The organism is Paraglaciecola sp. QJM3NY_14 (genome assembly GCF_056173245.1).
The window spans coordinates 2,542,579-2,567,036 of sequence record NZ_CM149664.1 but is presented as its reverse complement, the minus strand read 5'-3'; the positions used below and the strand labels follow the sequence as shown (position 1 = coordinate 2,567,036).

Here is a 24,458-nt window from a genome sequence, read left to right as displayed (position 1 = left end):
CGCCGACAAAGCGCAACTTATTTGTATATATATTTTCTATAAGCCACGTTTATGCGGCCTTACGGCTCGGGCCACAGACTACAAATACTGAATGCCATAGAAACCCTTTTACTTCAAAACCAATCTTTCAACTGCCTATTTTACAATCTAAGTGTTGGCTAAATCATCCTCATTGTCTTTCAAAAGGGGGATATATTGCTTTAGATCATTTGTTCGACAAAGGGGCGGGTTGACGTGTACGTCAACAGAACGTAAATTGAATGTATTCCGTAAATGTAATGTTAATTACATTTTTGTTGCTTAAACGCCTGTCAAATGAGGTGAAAATGAAAATATTAGTGCCGGTAAAACGCGCAATCGATTACAACGTGAAAGTGCGAGTTAAAGCCGATCACAGTGCAGTTGATTTAACCAACGCCAAAATGTCCATCAACCCATTCTGTGAAATCGCGGTTGAAGAAGCAGTCAGACTGAAAGAAAAAGGTGTTGCAACTGAAATAGTGGTTGTTTCCATCGGTGATAAGTCTTGCCAAGAACAAATTAGAACCGCTCTTGCGCTCGGTGCCGATCGCGGTCTGCAAATTGATACCAACGAGTCTTTGGATTCATTGCAAATAGCAAAACTACTTAAGAAGGTGGTTGAAGAAGAGGCCCCTGACTTAGTTATTCTAGGTAAGCAGTCTATTGACTCAGATAATAACCAAACAGGTCAGATGTTAGCAGCGCTTACTGGTATGCCTCAGGGCACGTTTGCATCAGAAGTGAATATCGATGCAGGTAAGGTGAAAGTAACCCGCGAAATTGACGGCGGTCTACAGACGGTAGAGCTTAACTTACCGGCGGTTGTTACCACTGATTTGCGCTTAAATGAACCGCGCTACGCGTCTTTGCCTAATATTATGAAAGCCAAGCGTAAACCCCTTGAAGTAAAAGTAGCCGCTGATTTCGGCGTTGAATTAAGCTCGAGTGTGAAGGTGCTCAAAGTGGAGCCACCTGCACAACGTTCTGGTGGCGTGAAAGTAGCTGATGTAGCTGAATTGGTTGATAAATTGAAAAACGAAGCGAAGGTGATCTAATGGCAATTCTTATTTATGCTGAGCACGACAACAGCCAGTTGAAGTCTGAAACACTCAAACTTGCCAATGCTGCGAGCAAGATGGGAGATGAACTCCATCTTTTGGTTGTTGGGTCTAACTGTGCTGATGTGGCTAATCAAGCAAGTGAAGTAGATGGCATCAGCAAAGTACTACTAGCAGACAACGCCGCCTATGAGCATCAACTAGCAGAAAATGTCGCTGACTTGGTTGCCGAAATGGGTAAAGACTACAGCCACATTGTTTGTGCCGCGACCACAACGGGCAAAAACTTTATGCCTCGTGTTGCCGCCTTACTCGACGTAGCACAATTATCAGATGTTATTGGTGTACAAAGTAGTGATACGTTTGTACGTCCTATCTATGCGGGTAATGCGATCGCGACAGTGCAATCAAGTGATAACATAAAAGTGCTAACAGTGCGTACTTCAACATTTGATGCAAATGCTACGGAGAATTCTGCACCGATAGAAGCTATAGACTTAGTGAAGTCATCAAGCATTTCTTCATTTGTTAGTGCTGAATTAACCAAATCTGAGCGTCCAGAGCTCACAGCTGCTGACGTTGTTATCTCGGGCGGGCGTGGTATGCAAAACGGTGATAACTTCAAATTGCTTGATGGCATAGCAGATAAGCTTGGTGCAGCTATGGGCGCGTCACGAGCTGCGGTTGATGCTGGGTTTGTGCCAAACGATATGCAAGTTGGTCAAACGGGTAAAATTGTCGCACCCCAGCTTTATATCGCTGTTGGCATATCCGGTGCAATCCAGCATTTAGCCGGTATGAAAGACTCTAAAGTCATCGTTGCTATTAATAAAGACGAAGAAGCACCAATATTCCAGGTGGCTGATTACGGTTTAGTCGGAGATTTGTTTGACGTTCTTCCTGAACTAGAAGCAGCGTTGTAAGCAATACCCTTTATCATTCGAATGCCGCTTTATATAAGCGGCATTTTTTTATCTGCTGTTCGTGGATGTCTTCGTTACATTACTGCTTTGCAGTCCTTCGTAGAATGACCACTAAAGGTCATGCTTATTAAATAGCAATAAGCTCGCTTACTTACATTCATTATCCTGAATACCTGAGTTCACTCTAAACATGAGCAAGCATTTAGGCGTTAGGTTAATTAATCATCGAACAAAGGTACAAGACAAAAAATTCTTTGCGTTGAGTACGATAAGTGTTTAATTTCCTCACATCATATTTATCATACAAATAAAATTATGGAGGCGTCACTATGGTCGCAACATCAAACAACGTTCTTGCACTAGGAGTGTGCGACTATCCGGAGCACGTTCCGGCTAGTGAATGGAAAACCCATGCAGAACAACAAAAGGCTATGGGCTTGCAATATGTACGTCTAGCAGAGTTTTCGTGGGCTAAAATTGAACCTAGCGATGGCATATTTGATTGGCAATGGCTTGATGATGCGATTGAGACTTATGTTTCACAGGGCCTAAAAATTGTTATGTGCACGCCAACTGCAACTCCCCCTGCATGGTTAGTTCAAAAGTATCCGGAAATGCTAGCTGTTGATGCGCAAGGCCAAACCATGAAGTTTGGCTCTCGTCGCCATTATGACCATGCCAGCGATATTTATCGCCAAGAATGTAAACGTATTACAACCCTTATGGCTCAGCGTTATGGTCAGCACACTGATGTGATTGGTTGGCAAACTGACAATGAACTTGGCCACGAAGGGACAGCTGTATCTTACGGTGGTGCGAGTGCTGAGCGTTTCCCAAAATGGCTTAAAGCTCGATATGAAACCTTAGATGCATTGAATGAGGCATGGGGTTGTGCATTTTGGAGCCAAGACTACTCACAATGGCAACAGATTTGTCCGCCTAATTTGACTGCTGTACGTCAACCAAACCCGTCACAAGCGTTGGATTATCAGCGCTTTTGCTCTGATATGATTGAAGAATTTCAACAAGTTCAAATCGATGTACTTAGAGCACTTTCTCCTCATCGCTTTTTGACTCACAATTTTGTCATTTTCGCTCAAGAGTTCGATTTATACAAAGTCGCCAAAAATTTGGATTTTGTCGCTTGGGATAGTTACCCGATCGGCATGTTAGAATTTTTTGCCACGTGGGAAACTGAACAAACAAAGTCGGAGTTTGCTCGGACCGGTCACCCTGATCTAGTGAGCTTTAATCATGATCTATATCGCGGAATTAAAGGCGGCAAGGATTTCTGGGTAATGGAGCAACAGTGCGGTCATGCCAACTGGGCGCAGTATAATCCGTTGCCGGCTAAAGGGGCAGTGCAGCTTTGGACAGCCCAAGCCTGGGTCCATGGTGCGAGTTCAGTGACCTATTTTAGATGGCGCGCAAGCCATATGGCACAAGAAATTATGCATTCAGGTTTATTACAACAAGATGGGCGGGCTGACCGGGGGTACCAAGAAGTTAACGACTTCGATACTGCTCAGTTTGCACTGGAGAAAGTGAACGCTCGAGTTGCTGTGCTTCATGATTACAACAGCCTGTGGGCTTACAACCTTCAACCCCACAATAAAGATCTAAACTATTGGCATCAGTTTATGATGTTTTACAGCGCACTTCGTGAGTTAGGGGTAGACGTAGACATTATTCATCCTGAACAACTTGCGGACAAGGAGTATGCTTTAGTTGTTGCGCCTGCGCTGACTATCATGACATCAGAAATAGCGTCTTATTTGAGCCAAAGTGCTAAAAATTGCCCTATTATTTTTGGGCCTCGCACCGCATTTCGTAATGATACAGGCCGAGTAGCAGAAAAAGGACAATTTCAATTAATAGAAGATTTGGTAGGTATCAAATTAGCAAATTTTGATTCATTGCGCCCAACGCTTTCCCAATCAATTGAACAGAGGGAAACGAGTACGGAATTTTTTGCAAAACTTTGGTGTGAGAGCTATGAATTAACCGATGCGGATGCCACACACACGTATGTAAACGGTCCCATGGCAGGACTTGCTGCGGTGACCAAAAAAGATAATGTGAGCGTTATTGGCGCTTTATCAGGGGCTTTAATAAAGAGTATTTTCAAGTCGGCATTAGGTGAAGTAGGTATTGAAACCTTCACATTGCCTAAAGGCATGAGATTGAGTCGACGTGGTGAAACAACCCTTGTGCTGAACTTTAATCAGCAAGACGTAGAATGGAGTGGTACAACCTACCCAGGCGTATCTTTTACAACACTCGATTAAGTCTTTAAAATTGGGGGCTCTGCAAATCATTCAAAATGCAGAGCACCCAATCCATTTTAAAGCTTGATAACCGAGTTTTCTTCATTAGACATCGGAGACATGGCATAAGCATCAGCCTGCCAGTCATTCTCATACGCTTTACCGTCTAACAAGTAACGAAACTGATATTCTTTCTCAACGGGTAAGTCCATGGCTGCAGAGAAACTACCATTCTTAAGCTTCTTCATAACAGTAGCTTTCTTATCCCAATCATTGAAGTCACCCACGATACTGACAGAATCTGCTGCTTTAGCCTCTTCCTTGCTGATTTTAAATGTGACCTTACAAACGGGTTTCGATTTTAAATATTGTTTCTTAAAAGCCATAATTTCCTCTCAAACGTAATTAAAGAACAGATTTTGTGCATTTATACACCAATTGGCCGTAATTTTATAATTATTTGTAATAAAACTACGAAATAAACCTAAAATTCTTAAACTCTTATTGTGTTCGACTAAACTATTGAACTTCATCATCGCGCATTATTACCGCAGCGGAATAGCATGTTATTTAATAGCGCATCCTAAGCCACTATCATCGTCAAATGGCTCGTTATGACAATCCTTCCTAGAGACTAAAACTCGCATTTTAAATATACATCTCTATTTTAGCGCACATAACTTGCCCTAAATTGATGCATATCATTTGTTTTTCTTATTTTATCCATTGACGACATAAGGGCAAAAATTCAGCACCATTCTTGTAACTATCTGATGCGCATGATTTTCTTTAGTTTAACAGCGTATTATTTGGCAAATCAGCTAGATATTGTGATTAATACTCAGTTCAATAGCTTTTACTAAGCATAAACTGTGCACAATATGATTTACGTTAGCTAATTCACCGTTTCTAAGCTTTATGATGTGAAATATACCCTGATAGTTATCAGCTGGTAAACGTACAGGCTCAACGTCTAAATTTCTTCCCGTATTGGCTGGGAGACAAACCAGTGTGTTTTTTGAAAAGTCGGGTGAATGAGCTCAAATCATCGTAACCCACGAGATTCACAATGCGCTCTACGCTATGAGCAGATGCTTCTAGATGCTTTTTCGCTGCTTCAACTCTCACACCTTGCAGGTAGGCTAGGGGTGATTGTTCCGTTGCGCGCTTAAAGCGGCGAACAAAAGTACGAGATGTTAAATTTACTTTTTCGCACAAGGTGTCTACCACAATTTTTTGCGCGAAATGCTCCTCAAGCCACTGTTGTACAGCGAGAATTTCCGCATCCTGATGGTATTTCTTAGTGCGCAAAGAAGCGTAAGCAGATTGGTCCCCACGAGATAAATCGATAACGTGTGCCTTGGCTGTTGTGGTCGCGATATCATGGCCAGCGTAACGCTCGATCAATAAGAGTGCTAAATCAAACCACGCCATTCCTCCGCCTGAACAAAAAATGTTGTCTTGCTCTGTGATCATTCTATCGATTTGCAAATTAACGTTGGGATATAGCTGCCTAAATAAGTCTGCGTAGCCCCAATGTGTTGTTGCCATACGCTTGTCAAGTATTCCCGCCTGAGCTAAAAAAAAAGCGCCACTGCAGTTACTCGCAATATCTGCTCCTAAAGCGTGGTGTTTTCTTATATGGGCTAAGAGTTCAACATTATTTTTAAGGACATCAATGGGGTCACCACCGATGGTAGGAATAAGGAGGAGATCCGTTTTGTCTACGCTTTCTATTGACACATGGGCATTCAATTCAAGCTGATTAATACATTTAACCTGCCTTTGGCATAACGAGGCTATTTGAACATCAAACAGCGGTTTAATGGGTAATCCCTGCATCCGCTGCCAAGTAATACCTGCTAAACCAAATATATCTAGCACCCCAGTGATGGCACTAGCGTAGGCTTGATCGAATCCCAAAATAGTCACTTTGTACACTAATTCGTCCTCTCTATAAACCCGTGTTTTTAGCGCGTATCACGGAGCGTTATATCTGTCATATACGACCATTATTATGTCATATATGACAATTAATCGCCTGACTTTTATCTGCGAAGCTAAGCACCGTTAAAAGAATGTTGTCTTTATAAGAGTCGAAACATATCAACAGATACTTATATGTTTGGCGTAAGCGGCAAGTTAATCAGAGAAGGTGTGGGTAAATGAGTGAAGAATTAGTCAGTCGTAAAGAACTAGCATTTCAATTGTACGAGTTGCTCGATACAGAGTCCTTGTGTGATAAAGAGCGATTCAGTGAACACAACAAAGATACGTTCGATGCAGTCATGGACACCGCGGAGAAAATCGCACGGGAAAAGTTTGCACCACATAATCGAAAGGCTGACCTCAATGAGCCGACCTTTGATGGTGAGAAAGTTCACATGATCCCTGAAGTAAAGGAGGCGTTCGATGCCTACGCAGACTCAGGGTTAATTGCCGGCCGTTTCGATTTTGATGATGGCGGTATGCAACTGCCTGAAACTATTATGATGGCGTGTTCAAGTTACTTTACCGCGTCGAACCCCTCCAGCACATCTTACTCATTCTTGACAGTTGCCGCAGCCAACGTGATCAAGAACTTTGCTGAGCAGAGTATTAAAGATAAGTTTATGCCGCGTATGCTCACAGGTGAGTTTACTGGGACTATGGCGTTAACTGAGCCACATGCCGGTTCTTCTCTTGCTGATATAACCACAAATGCAAAGCCGGCTGATGATGGTACGTATCGTATTAAGGGCAGTAAGATGTTCATTTCGGCGGGTGATCATGAATTATCTGACAACATTGTGCATTTGGTACTAGCAAAAATTCAAGGCGCGCCTGCGGGTGTTAAGGGTATTTCACTTTTTGTGGTGCCAAAATTTCGCCTCGATGAAAACGGCGAGCCAGCACAGCGTAATGATGTCTCACTGGCAGGACTTATTCATAAGATGGGGTATCGAGGCACTACTTCTACCGTCTTATCGTTCGGCGAAAAAGACGATTGCCACGGCTACTTAGTAGGCGAAGCGCATCAAGGCCTTAAGTATATGTTCTTGATGATGAACGAAGCGCGAATTGGTGTTGGTTTTGGTGCCGCTATGCTTGGGTATTCAGGCTATCGTTACTCGTTGGGCTACGCTAAAGAAAGAACACAGGGGCGTGTTGCGCCAAACAGCAAACCGACCGACAAACCAGCCACTATCATTAAACATGGTGATGTAAAGCGCATGCTATTAGCGCAAAAGTCATATGTCGAAGGTGCTATGTCATTGTGTTTTTATGCTTCCAGACTAGTTGACGAACTGCATATAGCAGAAACACCAGAGGCGAAACAGAGGACAGCTGAGCTGCTTGATCTGTTAACCCCTGTGGTGAAAGCATGGCCCAGCGAATTCGGCCCGAAAGCTAATGATTTAGCAATTCAAATTCTGGGCGGCTCAGGCTATACCAGAGAATATCCAGTAGAGCAGTGCTGGCGCGATAACCGTTTAAATCCGATTCATGAGGGGACGAACGGTATTCAAGCGTTAGATCTGATGACACGTAAATTGTGGCAGGCAGATGGCGCTGGTTTAGTGCAATTACAAAAAGTCATGGGCGAAGACTTCGCTAAAGCTCAACACCCAGTGAGCAAACAGCTTATCGCTGAGCTTCAACCTTACTTATTAAAACTGCAAAAGCTTATTCCTGTCATAGGCGCGGAGTTAGCAGGTGAAAACCAAAATGCACTGCTAGCCAATGCGAGTTGCTTCTTAACCATATTTGGCCAAGTAGTTGTCAGTTGGATGTGGATCAGGCAGGCAATTACGTCAGAAGAAGCACTTAATAAAAATGCGGTATCACAGGATGATGAAGCATTTTATCGCGGAAAATTACAAGCTGCGAAGTATTTCCTTGATTGGGAATTACCATTGACGGACCGGGATTTTAAAGTGTTAAGCAGCATGAGTGACAGCTGCAGTGCGATGCAAGAAACTTGGTTTTAAATTATATTAATTAGGGATAGGTAGCAGCGTTTAATATGGAATAAGAGCGCTTTAATTGGCAAAGCGCGGATCCAATTATCTATCCCTCTTTCTGAATTGCGCTTGTTAAAAACCCCAGAGGTACAAACGAATTTGAGTATAAGGTGGAATACAGCTAATGAGTGACAACAGTGTTGCTGGAAAGCATATATTAATTACAGGTGGGGCCTCAGGAATTGGGGCCGAGTCTGCTTTGTTACTGAGTAAACGAGGGGCCAGTATCACACTGGGAGATCTAAACGACGTCGATGGCAATGCTCTGGTTCAACGCATCTGTGATGAAGGCGGTCAAGCGCGTTTTGTTAAAGTAGATGTCAGCGAAAGTGCATCCGTTGCGGCACTTTTTGATTCAGCCATTGATGAATTAGGTAATATCGATGTGTTGATAAACAATGCTGGCATTGATCATGATCCTAAATTTATGCTGGAAATAGACGATGCTACCTTTCATAAAAACATCGCGGTGAATGTGAATGGTGTGTGGTTTTGCATGAAACAGGCATTGGCTCATATGATGCAAAATGGCGGTGGCCATGTGATCAATATCTCATCTGTGGCAGGTATTCGTGCCGCTCCCACGCTATCGGCCTATAGCGCAGCGAAACATGCAGTGGTGGGTTTAACCAAGTCAGCAGCGGTGGAATATGCCCGGCACAATATACGTTTTAATGCTGTCTGCCCCAGCTTCATACGCACCCCTATGGTGGAAAATGTTTTGTCTAAATTAGATGAACGTGGGCAAAAAGCACTCGTCAAGGCTAATCCAATGAAACGCCTTGGAGAGCCACAAGAGGTGGCTGGCGCGATTGCTTGGTTATGTACAGCAGAGTCAAGTTTTATGACCGGCCATACCGTAGTACTCGACGGTGGTATGACTGCGTAACGTGTTATTAATATTAAAGGACAATAAATGAAAACAGAATTATTTGATCTAACTGGCAAAATTGCCCTGGTAACCGGTGCAAGCCGGGGTATCGGTGAGTCTATTGCTAGATTACTGGCCACTTACGGCGCACATGTGATTGTATCAAGCCGCAAGTTAGACGGTTGTGAAGCGGTTGCTAAAAGCATTCGCGATTCAGGTGGTAAAGCTACTGCGATGGCATGTCATGTAGGTGAAATGGCGCAGATAGACGCCACGTTTGACGCTATCAAGAAAGACTTCGGGCAATTGGATATATTAGTAAATAACGCTGCAGCTAATCCATATTTCGGTCATATATTAGATACTGACTTGGCGGCTTATGAAAAGACGGTAGATGTGAACATTAGAGGCTATTTCTTTATGTCTATCGCCGCCGGAAACATGATGAAAGAGCAGGGTGGCGGGGTTATCCTCAACACAGCATCGATCAACGGTATTTCTCCAGGCAATATGCAGGGAATTTATTCTGTAACGAAAGCTGCGGTGATCAGCATGACTAAGGCATTTGCAAAAGAGTGCGGCTCGCTAAACATTCGAGTGAACGCATTACTGCCTGGTTTAACCGAAACGAAATTCGCATCGGCTTTGACATCCAATGACAAAATTCTTAAACAAGCTTTGATGACGATCCCATTAGGACGGGTTGCTCAGCCTGACGAAATGGCTGGAACCGTATTGTATCTGGTATCTGATGCATCTTCATACACGACAGGTACAACAGTCACAGTGGACGGAGGGTACTTAGCCTAAGCTATTTAAAAGCGTGTTGCCCGTAAATAGAAATGAAGCCGCCAGTGTAACGAATACACTGGCGGCTTTTTATGCTGAATCAATGACATTTACTTTCTACGGCTTTTTAACCCATGCACCGTTAACCAACACGAAATGCCCAGTGTCGGTTTTTTCATAGGCTTTCTTCGCAGCTAACTTTTCAACTTGCTCAAGAGTAAGGTTATTCTTAGTGGCTAATTGCGCATACTTTTGCTTTCGTTTGTCGTTTACTTCTTTGATCAAAGAAATTACGTCAGGCTTACTGACTACTGCGCCAAGATAACCGTCTGTTTGCTCGCCAACCAAACCTTGTGCTTTAGCGTCATCCAATTCTATTGCAAAGCTCATACTGGCGAATAGTAAGGACGATGCTGCTAGCAATGTAGGTAATAGGTTCATTTTCATGTTCACTCCTTAAAATAATTCACTGTCATCGCTGAATAAGTCATCTAACTCTTTATCAACTTTCACACGTATTTCATGATCTATCTTTACATTAATGTTGATAGTAATGGGTTCTTTCGTTTCTACTTGCACTTTATGAGTACAAGCGCTCAACGGTAACAAGGCCGCCATAAGCCAATACATTTTCACTCTTCACCACCTTTTTTAATGTTATGTTCAATTTGATTCTGTACCGAATCAGTCAATCTTAAGGAACGCATCAAGGTTAGAATATTTTCCTCGTGGTGGTAATTAAAATTAACTGCTTGTTGTTGCGTTGGATTTTTTCCTAATATAGAGAAATCCAAAAACAATAATCCATCGGAATTCAACTTCACTTTACTACTTAGTTTTTCAAACTCTAGATCTTTTAAATAAAGCAACTCGGTTTGTTGTTGAGCAATGGAATCAAATGCGGGGTTGCCATCAATTTTAAGGGCACCAGCACTGTCACTCTTTAATAGGCCGTTATCGATATTCACTTTGCCGTCTTCTAACGTCAAAGGCAATATCCCACTAACAGAGCCAGTCACATCAATACCACTTTGTTGCTGTAATTCAACAATTTCGGCTAAGTCAATATTGTTCATGGTGAGCTGAGCGTTTTGGTTGCGCTTGTCTAACCAGAAACCGCCTAATATGAAGTTACCACCTAATACGTTACCCGTCGCTTTGTCGACTTTAAGACTGTTGTTTTTGATGGAGTAGTCCAAAGCAATATTACTGATAGGTACCCCAGTATTCGCATTGAGTATAGTTAACCTAGCGTCATCAAGCTGAAGACCCGCTGAATCAGAATATAGGTTACTGTGAGTTGAAATACCGCTGGCACTGAAGTCTGCGTATTTTATCTCTGCGTTAACAAGCTCAATAGATGCTTGTAAATCTTGACCATCTGACTTCATCTGAGCATCAATATCCAATGTACCATCTTGCAGTATGAGCTCCGGCAAAAACCGGCTAGCGACTGCTTGCAAGCTGTCTATGGATTGCTGGCGCATCATTAGGTTAAGCTGCTGTCCAGATTGGCCGAGTTTAAACTGCAAAGACTTTTCTATTGACACATCATGCTGGCTAATTAATGTGCTAGAGCTGCGCTGTGCTGTAATGTCATGTCGTACATCAATGCTCGAAAAAGTTAGATACTGCTTCGCAGATACATTAATAGCAATGCCACTGAGTATCGAGTCACCGCTAAAGTCAAGACGATTAAAATCAGATACATTACCGGTTAGATGATTCGTTAGTTTGTTTACCAATACAGCATCTCGTTTGATTTGCGACGAGGTGACATCAGACATCACAGAAACATTGTTTATAGTTTCCCCGGATAGGGTGAGGGCGGCCTGAACTGATTTTATCGTGATAGGGATGCTCGCCTCCTCTGGACTCAAATAACGTAAACCATTTGCATCTGCTGTTAATTGCAATGCAATTCCTCTTCGGGAAGATACAGATCCACTGGCGCTCATCGAAAACGTATTATTGGTAAAACCTGCCTGTGAAAAATTTTGGGCCTCAATGACTCCATCAATTTGACTTAATGACCAATCTCGGTCATTTACTTCTACGTACGCACTATGAGATAGCGTTATTGGTGGCAGAGGTGATTGCTTGGCTAAATTTTCACTCGGTTTTACGTGTTTGTTTAAATTCAGTTGCCCTTTTAGGGTAAGCCTACTTTCAATATGAATCGGCGATTTTTCATTTGGAAACGAAATGCCTGTATCAATTAGCGTTAGCGCTAATGCTTTGTTTTCATCAGTGAGTGACAAGGAAGGAACCACTGCATCATTGAGTGTGACTAACATAGGTGTTGATGATGTGAGTGAAAACACGTTAGGTAACTTAATCGGCACCTGAGGCAACAATGCCAGACAGTCGTCACCGAATACAATACGGTTGTCTAAAGCAGAAATATCTAAACTGAGTTGTTGGGTTAACAGTGAAATATCAGCAACCACAAGCCCATCGATTTCAGACTGTATTGAACACGAATTATGATTGTAATGAAAAGAGGTATTAAGACTATGTTTTGAGGAAAGCTGGTTACCGTCAAATCTGAGATGAGTACTGATCTGAGTATTCATAAAAGAAGTTTGATTTAGCAAAGGCTTGAGATCCGTCAGTTGCGTTTCATTAAGGCTAACGAGACCGATGACTTCAGATAGCACCCATTTGATATCCGCCGTAATAGCGCTTTGCTCACTTTCATCATCAGTTGTTGTCAAATAAAGCGTTGCATGAATATCACCTTCGAATTTCAAAGAATCGGGTGTTGGTTGAATAAGGCTAAAGGTCAGTGACTCTTTTAATACATCGCTGTTAATCGTAACTTCATCAATGGTTACTTTGGGGAAGTTAACTGGTAGTTTCCAGCTGGTTATGTCTATGGGTGCGATAGTAGATGAAGGTTTATCAGCGCTTTTACTCGAAATGTGATGAACAATCAGCGTTGAAGTATAAAGTGTATTTTCTTGGTACGAGAATAGCGCGTCCTCGATTTTAGCTTTTATCCCCGGAGCTTGTAAGCACAACTCTTTCAATTCGATATTCAATTGGCTATCAATATCAAACGATAGGCAGTTCACAGTGATGTGTTGCTCACGAGCGTAGTGCTCTATGAAAAAGATGCTAATTGCGTTTCTGAAAAAATACGTTGTAGCGACAATGATGAACAATATAACAAAAGAAAGGAGCGGAACAGCGTAGCGCTTTTGAGAAAACAGTTTACCCACTGAGAACAGCCTAGCAAGAAGCAAATCAAGGCTAGTACAGTAACAAAAAATGCATATATTAATCTAAGAAAAATTTCTGCGCTTTACCCGAAACACGATAAAACGCAGAGGATGGATACTCTATTTAACGATTAAGACGCTGAGCGGCGAGGGCTGGCATTTTTAGGCCCATTACCCCGGCGGTTACCAGAGTGGTGCCCACGAGCATTATCACCAGAACGTTGACCATCTCGGTGCTGAACTCGAGGCTTTTTAGGTTTAATAGGGCGCGAATCTAATCTTGATTCAGGTAATGCATGAACAGGCTCAAACCCTTCAATCCCCTTGCGTGGAATGATTTGCTTAGTAAAACGTTCAATATCAGCCAGCAAGGAAAACTCATCCGCAGTGACAAGTGAAATAGCTTGTCCACTTGCACCAGCACGGCCTGTGCGACCGATACGGTGAACGTAATCTTCTGCTACATTGGGTAGGTCATAGTTGACTACCTGGGGTAATTGACTGATATCTAGACCACGAGCGGCAATATCGGTCGCCACTAATGCACGCACTTTACCGCTTTTAAACTCGGCCAGCGCTTTTGTGCGTGCGCCTTGACTTTTGTTACCGTGAATAGCGGCTGAGGTGATTCCACGCGCTTCAAGTTGCTTGGCGATCCGATTCGCACCATGTTTGGTGCGGCTAAATACCAACACTTGTTGCCAATCATTGTCTTTAATCATGCGAATCAAAGCGGGTGTCTTTTGATTCTTATCAACGGGGCACACAAACTGTTCCACGGCTTCTACTGTTGTATTAGGCGGGGAAACAGATACTTCGACCGGGTTATTCACAAGCCCTTTCGCTAATGCACGTATATCATCTGAAAAGGTGGCTGAAAAAAGTAAGTTTTGACGTTTCGTTGGTAGCAGCTTTAGCACTTTTTTGATGTCGTGAATAAAGCCCATATCTAGCATACGGTCCGCTTCATCCAGCACCAAAATTTCTAAATCGTCAAATCTAACCGCATTCTGGTTATACAGGTCAAGCAAGCGCCCCGGTGTGGCGACTAGAATATCGACGCCTTTGCGCAACTTGATCATCTGTGGGTTGATGCCAACACCACCAAACACAACAGCTGAGCGCAATGGAAGATCCTTGCCATAGTCAACCACACTGGCAGCGACTTGCGCTGCAAGTTCACGCGTAGGAGTTAACACTAATGCACGAGCTTGGTTTCCACGTGCATGTGTTCCACGATTCAGCAATTCGAGTAAAGGCAGAGTAAAGCCCGCTGTTTTACCTGTACCGGTTTGTGCTGCTGCCATGATGTCCTTGCCTTCTAATATGGCAGGTATCGCTTGTGCTTGAATTGGAGATGGGTCTGTGTAGCCTTTCGCTGTAACGGCAGACAAAATTGCGGGGGATAAGCCTAAATCGGCAAAACTCATATTTTACTCGCTGGTCGTGAATTAATTATCAAATTCTATGCTGCTTTTTCAAGCATTATAGAGAGGGCGGGAGGATACAGTATATCCCGTGATTAGCAATCGAGAATATAAAAAAACCGCTGTTAGCTATGCTGACAGCGGTTTTATATTGACACTATTGAACGCTTACGCGTCTGACAATTTTAGTCTTGTGATGCGGGTCTCGTAGCCGGTGCCCCGGAACGAGTTGATGCAGCCACCATAGCAGCTGATCTTCCAGAAGCATTTACAGACGGTCGTGCATCATCACTTAGCGAACCAATGTTTAACGTGTTGAACTCATGCTCAACACTGGCTGGCGTAGCCATTGGGTGTGAAGCACGTGCCTTAGTATCGCTAGCGCTAACCTGAGTTGATTTTGCCACCGCTTTTTTCGCTTTTGGCTTATTCGTAGGTTTAGATTTCTCTTCACGCTTTTCTGGAGCTGACGGTGTCGTTTTCACAATGACTTCATCTGCTTCATGGACAATTGCAACCGCGTCTACTTCGGGTGCTGCAGTTTCAACCTTTGCGTATTCAACAGGTGCGTTACTTTCCACGCTAGTATCGTTTGCGATGACAGGTTGCTCATCAATAGATTGAACTGCCGTGACCTCAGGCGCTTCAGCGACTTCTTCACCTTTGGAAATAGTGTCCTCTGGTTGAGTTAACAAGTCGCCTTGAGCCGGTGCTTGTTGAGTCACATCAGCACTGATAGCAACCTCAGAAACTGTGTCCGTTACAGGCACAGCATTTTCTTTGATGGCTTGTTCAGTTTGCACTGGCGCTGCTTCAGCCTGTGGTGCATCAAATTGTAACTCATCTTGTTTAGCGCTTTGCTCGTTATCGGTCACCTGTGTTGCCTGAGCTTCCTCATCTTTACGACGCTTTTGGCCTGCAGCACGAATGTGACGAGGTGAACGACGACTGCGTGTACGCTGAGTCGAGTTTTCACCTTTATCGTTACCGGTGTTATCCATTGACTCTGGTTTAGCTGGGTCTTCGTGGGTCTCGTGAGAAGACTCTTGAGCGCGCTTCTCTTCCGCCTTCATCTTAGACTTTTTCGGTGATTCAATATCTTGTGCAGATACGGCAACAGGAGCCTGAGTTTCCGCGGTAGCAGGAGTGTCCTGTGTAGCGGTTTGCTCAATGACTGCGGCAACTTTGCTGTCGACTTCAACGGCAGCTTGAGCGTTATGATTGTTGGTCGCAGCGATATCAGCATTGTTAGTGTGAGTGTTAGCCTTAGCTGTTTGCTCTTTACTATCATCTACACGCACGCTACGTCTGTTATCACGACGTTTACGACGCTCAGCAACCTTGTGCTCTTTTACTTCTTTTTGAGGAGCGGCTGGCTTTTGATCTTTCTTTTGCTCAGTGGTGGTGTTAGTTGCCTCTTTTGGCGACTTGTTATCATTTCGAGGTTTACGAGTATCATTGCGACGAGGCTTACGATTATTCGGCTTTTCATTGCCATCGCGGTTGTCTGAACGATTGTCGTCCTTGCTTGAAGAGCGGTTGTCATCGCGATTATCACCTTGCTTACTGCGGCGAGGATTGTTTCTATTGCGACGTTGTTGCGGCTTACGCTGAGGTTTAACTTCAGGCTCTGGCTCAGGTTGTGGCGCTGGCGCGAATAACGACTTCAACCAACTAGCAATTTTTGAGAGCAACGACACGCTTTCAACATCAGCCTTTTTGGGTGTTTCAGGTTGAACAGCTGCAGCCTTAGCAGGCGAGACGAAGCTCTGTAGCATAGGTTGTTCCTTAACAGGTGTGGCCGTTACGGCTTTATCTGCTTCGGTATCTTCGTTTTTCATTAACTCAACGTTATAGCTCATGTCATGAATAGCATCATCAGGGCGACGACGAGCAACGTTGTAGTGAGGGGTTTCCATGTTCGGATTTGGAATAATGACCAATTGCACTTTATGACGTTTTTCAACGCCAGCAACCGCGCCACGTTTTTCATTCAACAGGTAAGTGGCCACATTAACAGGTAACTGGGCTTCGATTTGCCCTGTGTTGTCCTTAATGCTTTCCTCTTCCATGATACGCAGTACTGATAATGCTAACGATTCAGTCCCACGCACGGTACCGTGACCACTACAACGTGGGCACACATTGTGGGCAGAGTCCCCTAGTGATGGGCGTAAGCGTTGACGTGACATTTCAAGTAAACCGAAACGAGAAATGCGACCCAATTGCACTCGAGCACGGTCGTGTCTTACCGCGTCTTTCATGCGGTTTTCCACTTCACGTTGGTGACGTACAGGCGTCATGTCAATAAAGTCAATGACCACCAAACCACCTAAATCACGCAAACGTAACTGACGGGCAATTTCATCAGCGGCTTCAAGGTTGGTATTAAATGCAGTCTCTTCGATATCACTGCCTTTGGTAGCGCGGGCAGAGTTAATATCAATTGAGGTAAGGGCTTCGGTTGGGTCAATTACGATTGAGCCACCTGATGGCAAGCGCACTTCACGCTGAAAAGCAGATTCAATTTGGCTTTCAATTTGATAATGGCTGAATAAAGGCACATCACCACGATATAGCTTCACACGATTCGCGAAATCAGGGCGAACCAACTCGATGTGCTTCATGGCTTGCTCGTAAATACTGGTTTTATCAATCAGTATTTCGCCAATATCACGACGCAGGTAGTCGCGAATTGCGCGTACAATAACATTGCTTTCTTGGTGAATTAGGAAAGGAGCAGGGCGAGAATCCGCCGCTTCAGAAATAGCGGTCCAATGGGTTAATAAAACACTCAAATCCCATTGTAATTCTTCAGCTGATTTACCAACACCAGCGGTACGAACAATTAAACCCATTCCATCAGGTAACGTAAGGTTGCTTAGGGCTTGTTTAAGATCCGTACGTTCATCACCTTCGATGCGACGAGAGATACCACCGGCTCTTGGGTTATTAGGCATCAATACTAGGTAGCTACCTGCCAAACTGATAAAAGTGGTTAACGCAGCGCCTTTCTGGCCGCGCTCTTCTTTATCGATTTGAATAATAACTTCCTGGCCTTCTTTGATGACGTCTTTAATATTCGGACGGCCTTCAAATTTATAACCTTGAGGAAAATAGGTGCGGGCGATTTCTTTAAGAGGTAGGAACCCGTGACGCTCTGCGCCGTAATCCACGAAAGCTGCTTCTAGACTAGGCTCTACGCGGGTAATTGTACCTTTATATATATTGGCTTTTTTCTGTTCGTGACCAGGGCTTTCAATGTCTAAATCGTAAAGCTTTTGACCATCGACGAGGGCAACACGCAATTCTTCTTGCTGCGTTGCATTGATTAACATTCTTTTCATTCTTATTGACTCGGTGGTGTACCGATCGCCACGGATGAAAGACATGCGTTGAGTTTCGACAATTTTCTGTCATGCAGCCTCGCGGCTGTATCTAACTAATTTTAAGTTTCTGCCTAAGTACCTTATGCGTTATTTAACGCATATATGTATTAAATACTTCCCATTTGGGTGTCAGTTTCGGCATTTCCTGACTTATATAAATTCGTTTCTTAAAACGGTTAATACTCGGTGGTTATGCGTTGAAAAAAATGGGCATAACAAACCCAGTATGTTGTCAATTCAATTACATTCTTTACATCGGCCGCGATCAAATAGTTATTTATCATCGCTGATGTCTTGGTTCTGTTTTATCTAATCCACGAAAAGTTACTCACTTCGCGATTGATAGGGCAGTATTTAACGACTTATTTGTATCGCACTGCTACCAGAACGGATTATTACATCTGTTTGTCTTGTTCGGCGTGTGCCTATAGCAAGACTGGTGCATTATCACATTAAAATCTAAACGCTGGCAAGCGAATAAAGTGCTGGTCATACATGGGGGGCTTCCAGTTATAATACTCTAATGATCACAGATACTACATTTCAGAAAGTCCAGTTTATCGATATCGAGCCCGACCTAGAGGGTCAGCGCATCGATAATTTTTTACGTACCTTACTCAAAGGGGTACCTAAGAGCCTTATTTATCGCATCGTGCGTAAGGGCGAAATTAGGGTTAATAAAAAGCGCGTTAAGCCTGAATATAAGCTTCAAGCCCATGACCAATTACGCATTCCGCCCATACGTGTGTCTGAGCCCAATGAGGCGCCTTCCACTAAATTGGACAAAGTGGCTTCCCTTGAGTCTCATATTTTGTTCGAAGATGATTTACTTATCGTGTTAAACAAACCGTCAGGAATGGCAGTGCATGGAGGCAGTGGTTTGAGCTTCGGGGTGATTGAAGCGCTTCGTGCATTGCGCCCTCAAGCGCGATTCTTAGAATTAGTTCATCGTTTAGACCGAGACACATCAGGTTGTTTAGTGATTGCTAAGAAACGCTCAGCACTTAAAAACTTGCATGAGCAACTTCGTGATAAAAAAATGGATAAGCGCTATCAAGCATTAGTAGTAGGTGAGTGGCCCGAAAATCGTTATAAAGTCAATGCACCATTGTTAAAAAACATTCTTAAATCGGGTGAACGTTTAGTGTCGGTAGATACTGAAGGTAAACCGTCTGAAACACGTTTTCGAGTGCTCGATAGATTTGTAGGCGCCACACTTGTTGAAGCCACACCTATTACAGGCCGTACCCACCAAATACGTGTGCATTGCTTGCATGCAGGTCATCCCATTGCTTGCGATGACAAATATGGTGATGCAGAGTTTACTGGGCTGATGAATCAAAAAGGGTTGAAGCGTTTATTCTTGCATGCGTACTCCTTAGCGTTTATTCACCCTAAGACTGAAGACAGAGTCAGCTTTCAAGCCCCACTCGATAAGCAATTAAACAGAGCGTTAAGCGTGTTGGAAATACGTAGTTAAAAACAAAGACAAGATGTCTATTTTAGAATTAAAAAAAGGGTTTAGTTTTACATGAAAATACTCGTTACCGGTGGAGCCGGCTTTATCGGCAGTGCTGTCGTCAGGCATCTATTAGCCAACACGCAAGACAGTGTGATTAATGTTGATGTATTGACGTACGCAGGAAACACAGAGTCCATTCCCCAAGAATTACACAGCGACAGATATCGTTTTGAGCAAGTAGATATTTGTGATGCAGCAGAAATTAAACGTGTATTCAATATACACCAACCTGATGCGGTGATGCATTTAGCAGCCGAATCACACGTTGACCGCTCTATTGATGGGCCGGGTGCCTTTATTCAAACCAATGTGGTCGGCACTTATACACTATTAGACGCCGCTCGCGCGTATTGGCAGGATTTGCCAGAAGAGCGCAAAGGGCAGTTTATTTTTCATCATATTTCTACCGATGAAGTCTATGGAGACTTACCTCACCCGGACGAAGTCTCTGGAGGCGGTGAATTGCCTTTATTTACAGAAAACACCCCCTATGCACCCAGCTCTCCTTATTCGGCAAGTAAAGCGAGTTCAGATCATTTGGTCAGAAGCTGGCAGCGCACTTATGGTTTACCGACGGTAATCACAAATTGCTCTAATAATTACGGCCCTTATCATTTTCCGGAAAAGTTAGTCCCACATGTCATTCTAAATGCGCTGGCCGGTAAACCTCTACCTGTATATGGTGATGGCAGTCAAATTCGTGACTGGTTGTTTGTTGAAGATCACGCCCGTGCGTTATGTCTAGTGGTTAAATCTGGGAGAGTAGGAGAGACGTTCAATATAGGCGGCCATAATGAAAAGCGTAATTTAGATGTAGTACGTACTATTTGTGCGTTGCTTGATGAGTTAGCCCCGCAACAAAGAGCAGCAGATATTTCAGCCTACGCTGATTTAATTACATTTGTGAAAGACCGGCCAGGGCACGATGCTCGTTATGCCATCGATGCGAGTCATATTCAAAAAGCGTTAGGGTGGAAACCAGAAGAAGACTTCGTATCAGGTATGCGAAAGACGGTGCAATGGTATCTTTCCAATGAATCATGGTGGCAGCGAGTGTTATCAGGGAAGTATAAACTAGGCCGTTTAGGCGAAGGGGAGTAAACATGGCTAATCACATTCCTAAATATAAAGGTATCATTTTGGCTGGGGGCTCAGGCTCCCGCTTACATCCCATTACGCAAGGGACATCAAAGCAGCTACTGCCTATTTATGACAAGCCAATGATTTACTATCCTCTTTCGGTATTAATGCTCGCAGGTATTCGGGAAGTAATGATCATCACCACTCCCGAAGATAAAGCAAACTTTCAACGTTTGTTAGGAGATGGCAGTCGCTATGGAGTTGAAATCGAATATGCCGTGCAGCCGAGTCCAGATGGCCTTGCTCAAGCATTTATTATTGCAGAGGATTTTATCGGAGATGCGAATGTCAGTTTAGTATTGGGGGATAACATTTTTTATGGTCAGCATTTCTCTGATAAGTTGAAAGACGCCACCCAAGTGACAAAAGGGGCCACCGTATTTGGTTATCACGTCACTGACCCAGAACGCTTTGGTGTGGTTGAATTTGATAAAGATAAAAAAGCCATCAGTATTGAAGAGAAGCCCCTAGCGCCAAAATCACAATATGCAGTAACAGGTTTGTATTTTTATGACAATGATGTCATCCAAATTGCAAAAAATATCAAACCGTCTGTGCGTGGTGAATTGGAAATCACCGATGTGAATTTAGCGTACCTTGAAAGAGGGGATTTACACGTGTCGTTATTGGGTCGTGGTTTCGCTTGGCTTGATACAGGTACCCACGACTCGCTCCTTGACGCTGGGCAGTTCGTACAAACCGTTGAGCACCGCCAAGGCTTGAAAGTGGCGTGTTTAGAAGAAATTGCCTATCGCAATAAATGGATAGACAAAGCGCAGTTGACGGAACAAGGCAACAGTTTGGCCAAAACAGGTTACGGCCAATATTTGCTCAAAGTCGCAAATGGTTACGAGTAATCCCAATTAATTTTCTGAGTTTATAATATGCAAATCACCCAAACACCACTCAATGACGTTCTCATATTCGAGCCAAAAGTATTTGGCGATGAGCGAGGTTTCTTTATGGAGACCTTCCGCGCGGACTTATTTACCGAAGCAACAGGTGTGAGAGCACTGGTACAAGATAACCACAGTAAATCCCGCCAAGGTATATTACGCGGCTTACATTATCAGTTAGAGCACACCCAAGGTAAGTTAGTACGGGTTACCCAAGGCAGTGTATATGATGTGGTCGTAGATTTACGCCAATCTTCTTCCACCTTTGGTCAATCATATGGCATCGAATTGTCAGCGCAGAATAATAAACAACTTTGGGTCCCAGCGGGTTTTGCCCATGGTTTTTACGTCACCAGCGAAACAGCTGAGTTTGTATACAAATGCAGTGATTATTATCACCCACAATCTGAAGTGTCTATTTTATGGAATGATCCTGCCCTTAGCATCCAGTGGCCATTAGTGAACGGAGAAACGCCAGCATTATCGGAAAAAGATAAAGTGGGTTGTTTATTCAGCGATGCCCCAAAATTTGCTTAACAGTGCGCTGATGCACATTTAATCTAAATTTAGATACGGAAATATTGTGAAAGTACTTATCACTGGAAAAAAAGGTCAACTAGGGTGGGAGCTTTGTAACCGCGCTCCCGAACCTACTGTTGAGGTGTTCGCTTTTGATAGCGCAGAGCTCGATATAACTGATGCTAAAAAAGTTGCTGAAATTTTTGCATCTATTCAACCTAACGTGGTTATTAATTGCGCAGCTTATACCGCAGTGGATAAAGCGGAGACAGATGAAGCCACCGCCTTCTTAGTAAATGAAGAAGGTGCTAAGAATATCGCTAACGGCTGTAAAGAAGTCGGTGCAAGGTTGTTACACATATCAACTGATTTTGTTTTTGATGGGACTAAGTGTTCACCTTATATCGTATCTGATAGACCTAACCCGCTTGGAGTGTATGGCGCGTCAAAATTAGCAGGTGAGTTAGCGATTCAAAGCATGCTGCCTGATGCGATTATTGTGCGAACGGCCTGGGTATATTCTAGCCATGGTAATAACTTCGTTAAAACCATGCTGCGGTTAATGCAAGAGAAACCCCAGCTAGGTATTGTCTCAGACCAAATTGGTACACCCACTTACGCTGCTGGGCTAGCTGATTGGCTTTGGGCGGTGGTCGACAAGCCTGATATTAAAGGCATGTACCATTGGACAGATGCAGGCGTGGCCAGTTGGTATGACTTTGCTATCGCTATCCAAGAGCTAGGACTAGAAAAGGGACTGTTGCATAAAGCGATCCCAGTGCAGCCAATCTATGCGGCCCAGTACCCGACGCCGGCTAAACGGCCCGCATTTTCTGTTATCGACAAAACCGCGGCAGAACAGGATTCAGGTGTCCAAACTGTCCACTGGCGCAAGCAATTATCTAATATGCTCGATAATCTTTAGGTAAACAGATATCCATTTGGTATTTGAGAAACGTCGCTCAATAACATAGTTGAACGATGTTTCATCTACTGCATATGCTCAAATACATCAATTTCAAACTTTTTTAGCATCGCCACTAGTGCAATTAGAGGAAGACCAATAAGGGTATTAGGGTCGCGACCGTCTAATGATGAAAATAACGCTATTCCCAAACCTTCGCTTTTAAAGCTACCAGCACAATCATACGGCTCTTCAAGTTCAAGATATCGACTAATTTGTTTAGCACTAAGTGATTTAAATATTACATCAAACGTTTCAATAATCGTTTCCTGACGCTGTGTTTTACTATCAAGTAAGGACAACCCGGTAAAAAAAGTAACAGTTTTTCCGCTTAGCTGTGTAAGCTGGTCAAATGCCTTGAGCTTATTACCAGGTTTACCGAGAATAGCACCGTCAACACAAGCGACTTGATCAGAGCCTATAATAAGCCCCTTTTGAGTTACCCCTACAGATATTGCCTTTTCTGCTGCTAATCGCGCCACTAAAGTGTTGGCAGACTCATTATTCATCGGCGTTTCATCCACGCTGGGTGAGGCACATGAAAAGGGGATACACAGCTTTTCAAGAATATTTTTTCGATATGGGGAGGTTGAAGCAAGAATTAGTTTCATCAATTTGACGACCTGTATTATTATTGACGGCCGACATAAAAGCATAAATTGCTTAATTTACATAGGACTTAAGATTATATTTTCTTTGACTAAACCCTTTTCAGCCTTTATGATGCGCGCGCTATGCAGAAAGTAAAATTACCTAAACAACTCGACCCAATCAAAAGTGCAACAAAACGCTCTGAATATCAGGGGGTAATGTTAACGGCTGATATGCCGAGATTGCTAAGTACAGTTGCTGGCGTAGACGACGAAGTTGATATCGAAGTGAAGTTTTTAAAAGACGAGCAGGGTCTTTCATACTTCGAAGGTCAAATTCGTTGTGAAACATCACTTGTCTGTCAAAGATGTAATGGTGTTTTTACTCATCCTTTAGACGTGTCGTTTTGTTTCAGTCCTGTGCAGGGACTTGATGATGAAAAGGCCGATGAGTTACCGGATATTTACGACCCGGTAGAGGTCAATGACCACGGAGAAGTCAATTTACTTCAAATTTTTGAAGACGAAATGATCATCTCTTTGCCAATTGTCGCCCTTCATGCAGAGGAGGATTGTGACATAAAAGCAGAGGACATGACGTTCGGAAAAATTGAACCGGTCGATGAACGTCCAAACCCGTTCGCGGTTTTGAAAGAACTTAAGCGAGACTAGGAGCAAACTAATGGCAGTACAAAAGAATCGTAAAACTCGTTCTAAGCGTGGCATGCGTCGTTCGCATGATGCGTTGGGAACTGCGACTATGTCTGTAGATTCAACATCAGGTGAGACGCACGTTCGTCATCACGTTACAGCTGATGGTTACTACAAAGGCAAAAAAGTTCTCTCATTATAAT

At 43.5% G+C, this 24,458-nt stretch carries 21 protein-coding genes; 13 read left to right on the top strand and 8 right to left on the bottom strand.

All coding sequences use genetic code 11. From position 1 onward, the window contains the following. The first annotated feature begins 326 nt into the window (after nucleotides 1-326). The 3 genes from AC0VYA_RS10795 (at nucleotide 327) to AC0VYA_RS10785 (ending at nucleotide 4,290) form a co-directional block, all read left to right on the top strand. Nucleotides 327-1,076, top strand: coding sequence for an electron transfer flavoprotein subunit beta/FixA family protein (locus AC0VYA_RS10795; protein ID WP_475488240.1), 750 nt, complete (start codon nucleotides 327-329; stop codon nucleotides 1,074-1,076). Continuing rightward, nucleotides 1,076-2,002, top strand: coding sequence for an electron transfer flavoprotein subunit alpha/FixB family protein (locus tag AC0VYA_RS10790; RefSeq protein ID WP_475488239.1), 927 nt, complete (start codon nucleotides 1,076-1,078; stop codon nucleotides 2,000-2,002). Before AC0VYA_RS10795 ends, AC0VYA_RS10790 begins: the two co-directional genes overlap by 1 nt. Before the next feature lie 329 nt (nucleotides 2,003-2,331). Further along, complete coding sequence (locus AC0VYA_RS10785; protein WP_475488238.1) at nucleotides 2,332-4,290, top strand: beta-galactosidase; 1,959 nt, start codon at nucleotides 2,332-2,334, stop codon at nucleotides 4,288-4,290. Between the two features lie 56 nt (nucleotides 4,291-4,346). On the opposite strand, the gene AC0VYA_RS10780 is transcribed toward AC0VYA_RS10785, so the two are convergent. Beyond that, a complete protein-coding gene (locus AC0VYA_RS10780) occupies nucleotides 4,347-4,655 on the bottom strand; it encodes an isoamylase early set domain-containing protein (RefSeq protein ID WP_011574948.1) in 309 nt (102 codons plus the stop codon). A gap of 580 nt (nucleotides 4,656-5,235) precedes the next feature. After that, a complete protein-coding gene (locus AC0VYA_RS10775; RefSeq protein ID WP_475488237.1) occupies nucleotides 5,236-6,210 on the bottom strand; it encodes a GlxA family transcriptional regulator in 975 nt (324 codons plus the stop codon). A 224-nt stretch (nucleotides 6,211-6,434) separates the two neighbouring features. On the opposite strand from AC0VYA_RS10775, the gene AC0VYA_RS10770 reads away from it, so the two are divergent. The 3 genes from AC0VYA_RS10770 to AC0VYA_RS10760 all read left to right on the top strand — a co-directional run bounded on the left by AC0VYA_RS10770 (nucleotide 6,435) and on the right by AC0VYA_RS10760 (nucleotide 9,954). Further along, entirely contained in the window at nucleotides 6,435-8,240 is a 1,806-nt protein-coding gene (locus tag AC0VYA_RS10770) for an acyl-CoA dehydrogenase (protein WP_475491006.1), read from the top strand. A 157-nt stretch (nucleotides 8,241-8,397) separates the two neighbouring features. Further along, on the top strand, nucleotides 8,398-9,162 hold the full coding sequence (locus tag AC0VYA_RS10765) for a glucose 1-dehydrogenase (RefSeq protein WP_473480549.1): 765 nt from the start codon (nucleotides 8,398-8,400) through the stop codon (nucleotides 9,160-9,162). A 27-nt stretch (nucleotides 9,163-9,189) separates the two neighbouring features. Then, nucleotides 9,190-9,954 (top strand): SDR family oxidoreductase, encoded by a 765-nt coding sequence (locus tag AC0VYA_RS10760; protein WP_475491005.1) that lies wholly within the window; start codon nucleotides 9,190-9,192, stop codon nucleotides 9,952-9,954. A 96-nt stretch (nucleotides 9,955-10,050) separates the two neighbouring features. On the opposite strand, the gene AC0VYA_RS10755 is transcribed toward AC0VYA_RS10760, so the two are convergent. The 5 genes from AC0VYA_RS10755 to rne form a co-directional block, all read right to left on the bottom strand. Continuing rightward, nucleotides 10,051-10,380 (bottom strand): YdbL family probable chaperone protein, encoded by a 330-nt coding sequence (locus AC0VYA_RS10755; RefSeq protein WP_475491004.1) that lies wholly within the window; start codon nucleotides 10,378-10,380, stop codon nucleotides 10,051-10,053. Between the two features lie 9 nt (nucleotides 10,381-10,389). Beyond that, on the bottom strand, nucleotides 10,390-10,563 hold the full coding sequence (locus AC0VYA_RS10750; protein WP_011574942.1) for a YnbE family lipoprotein: 174 nt from the start codon (nucleotides 10,561-10,563) through the stop codon (nucleotides 10,390-10,392). Between the two features lie 2 nt (nucleotides 10,564-10,565). After that, nucleotides 10,566-13,157 (bottom strand): intermembrane phospholipid transport YdbH family protein, encoded by a 2,592-nt coding sequence (locus AC0VYA_RS10745; RefSeq protein WP_475491003.1) that lies wholly within the window; start codon nucleotides 13,155-13,157, stop codon nucleotides 10,566-10,568. 131 nt (nucleotides 13,158-13,288) lie between these two features. Further along, on the bottom strand, nucleotides 13,289-14,587 hold the full coding sequence (locus AC0VYA_RS10740) for a DEAD/DEAH box helicase (protein ID WP_475491002.1): 1,299 nt from the start codon (nucleotides 14,585-14,587) through the stop codon (nucleotides 13,289-13,291). A 182-nt stretch (nucleotides 14,588-14,769) separates the two neighbouring features. Next, nucleotides 14,770-17,922, bottom strand: coding sequence for a ribonuclease E (rne, locus tag AC0VYA_RS10735; protein WP_475491059.1), 3,153 nt, complete (start codon nucleotides 17,920-17,922; stop codon nucleotides 14,770-14,772). Between the two features lie 574 nt (nucleotides 17,923-18,496). Between rne and rluC the strand changes: the two genes are divergently transcribed. The 5 genes from rluC to rfbD are packed head-to-tail and all read left to right on the top strand — an operon-like array spanning nucleotide 18,497 to nucleotide 22,975. Continuing rightward, nucleotides 18,497-19,453 (top strand): 23S rRNA pseudouridine(955/2504/2580) synthase RluC, encoded by a 957-nt coding sequence (rluC, locus tag AC0VYA_RS10730; RefSeq protein WP_475491001.1) that lies wholly within the window; start codon nucleotides 18,497-18,499, stop codon nucleotides 19,451-19,453. A gap of 51 nt (nucleotides 19,454-19,504) precedes the next feature. Then, on the top strand, nucleotides 19,505-20,596 hold the full coding sequence (gene rfbB / locus AC0VYA_RS10725) for a dTDP-glucose 4,6-dehydratase (RefSeq protein ID WP_473480539.1): 1,092 nt from the start codon (nucleotides 19,505-19,507) through the stop codon (nucleotides 20,594-20,596). 2 nt (nucleotides 20,597-20,598) lie between these two features. Continuing rightward, entirely contained in the window at nucleotides 20,599-21,492 is an 894-nt protein-coding gene (gene rfbA, locus AC0VYA_RS10720; RefSeq protein WP_475491000.1) for a glucose-1-phosphate thymidylyltransferase RfbA, read from the top strand. A 27-nt stretch (nucleotides 21,493-21,519) separates the two neighbouring features. Beyond that, on the top strand, nucleotides 21,520-22,068 hold the full coding sequence (rfbC, locus tag AC0VYA_RS10715; protein WP_475490999.1) for a dTDP-4-dehydrorhamnose 3,5-epimerase: 549 nt from the start codon (nucleotides 21,520-21,522) through the stop codon (nucleotides 22,066-22,068). Between the two features lie 46 nt (nucleotides 22,069-22,114). Then, nucleotides 22,115-22,975: a dTDP-4-dehydrorhamnose reductase gene (gene rfbD, locus AC0VYA_RS10710; protein ID WP_475490998.1), complete on the top strand. Its 861-nt coding sequence runs from the start codon at nucleotides 22,115-22,117 to the stop codon at nucleotides 22,973-22,975. Between the two features lie 65 nt (nucleotides 22,976-23,040). On the opposite strand, the gene AC0VYA_RS10705 is transcribed toward rfbD, so the two are convergent. Further along, the gene (locus tag AC0VYA_RS10705; protein WP_475490997.1) at nucleotides 23,041-23,625 is read right to left on the bottom strand and encodes a Maf family protein; all 585 of its coding nucleotides are present in this window, start codon (nucleotides 23,623-23,625) and stop codon (nucleotides 23,041-23,043) included. Between the two features lie 123 nt (nucleotides 23,626-23,748). Here AC0VYA_RS10705 and yceD point away from each other — a divergent pair, with 123 nt between their 5' ends. Further along, complete coding sequence (yceD, locus tag AC0VYA_RS10700; protein WP_006993865.1) at nucleotides 23,749-24,276, top strand: 23S rRNA accumulation protein YceD; 528 nt, start codon at nucleotides 23,749-23,751, stop codon at nucleotides 24,274-24,276. Nucleotides 24,277-24,286: 10 nt separating this feature from the next. Further along, a complete protein-coding gene (rpmF, locus tag AC0VYA_RS10695; protein WP_011574931.1) occupies nucleotides 24,287-24,457 on the top strand; it encodes a 50S ribosomal protein L32 in 171 nt (56 codons plus the stop codon). Nucleotide 24,458: the final 1 nt, after the last annotated feature.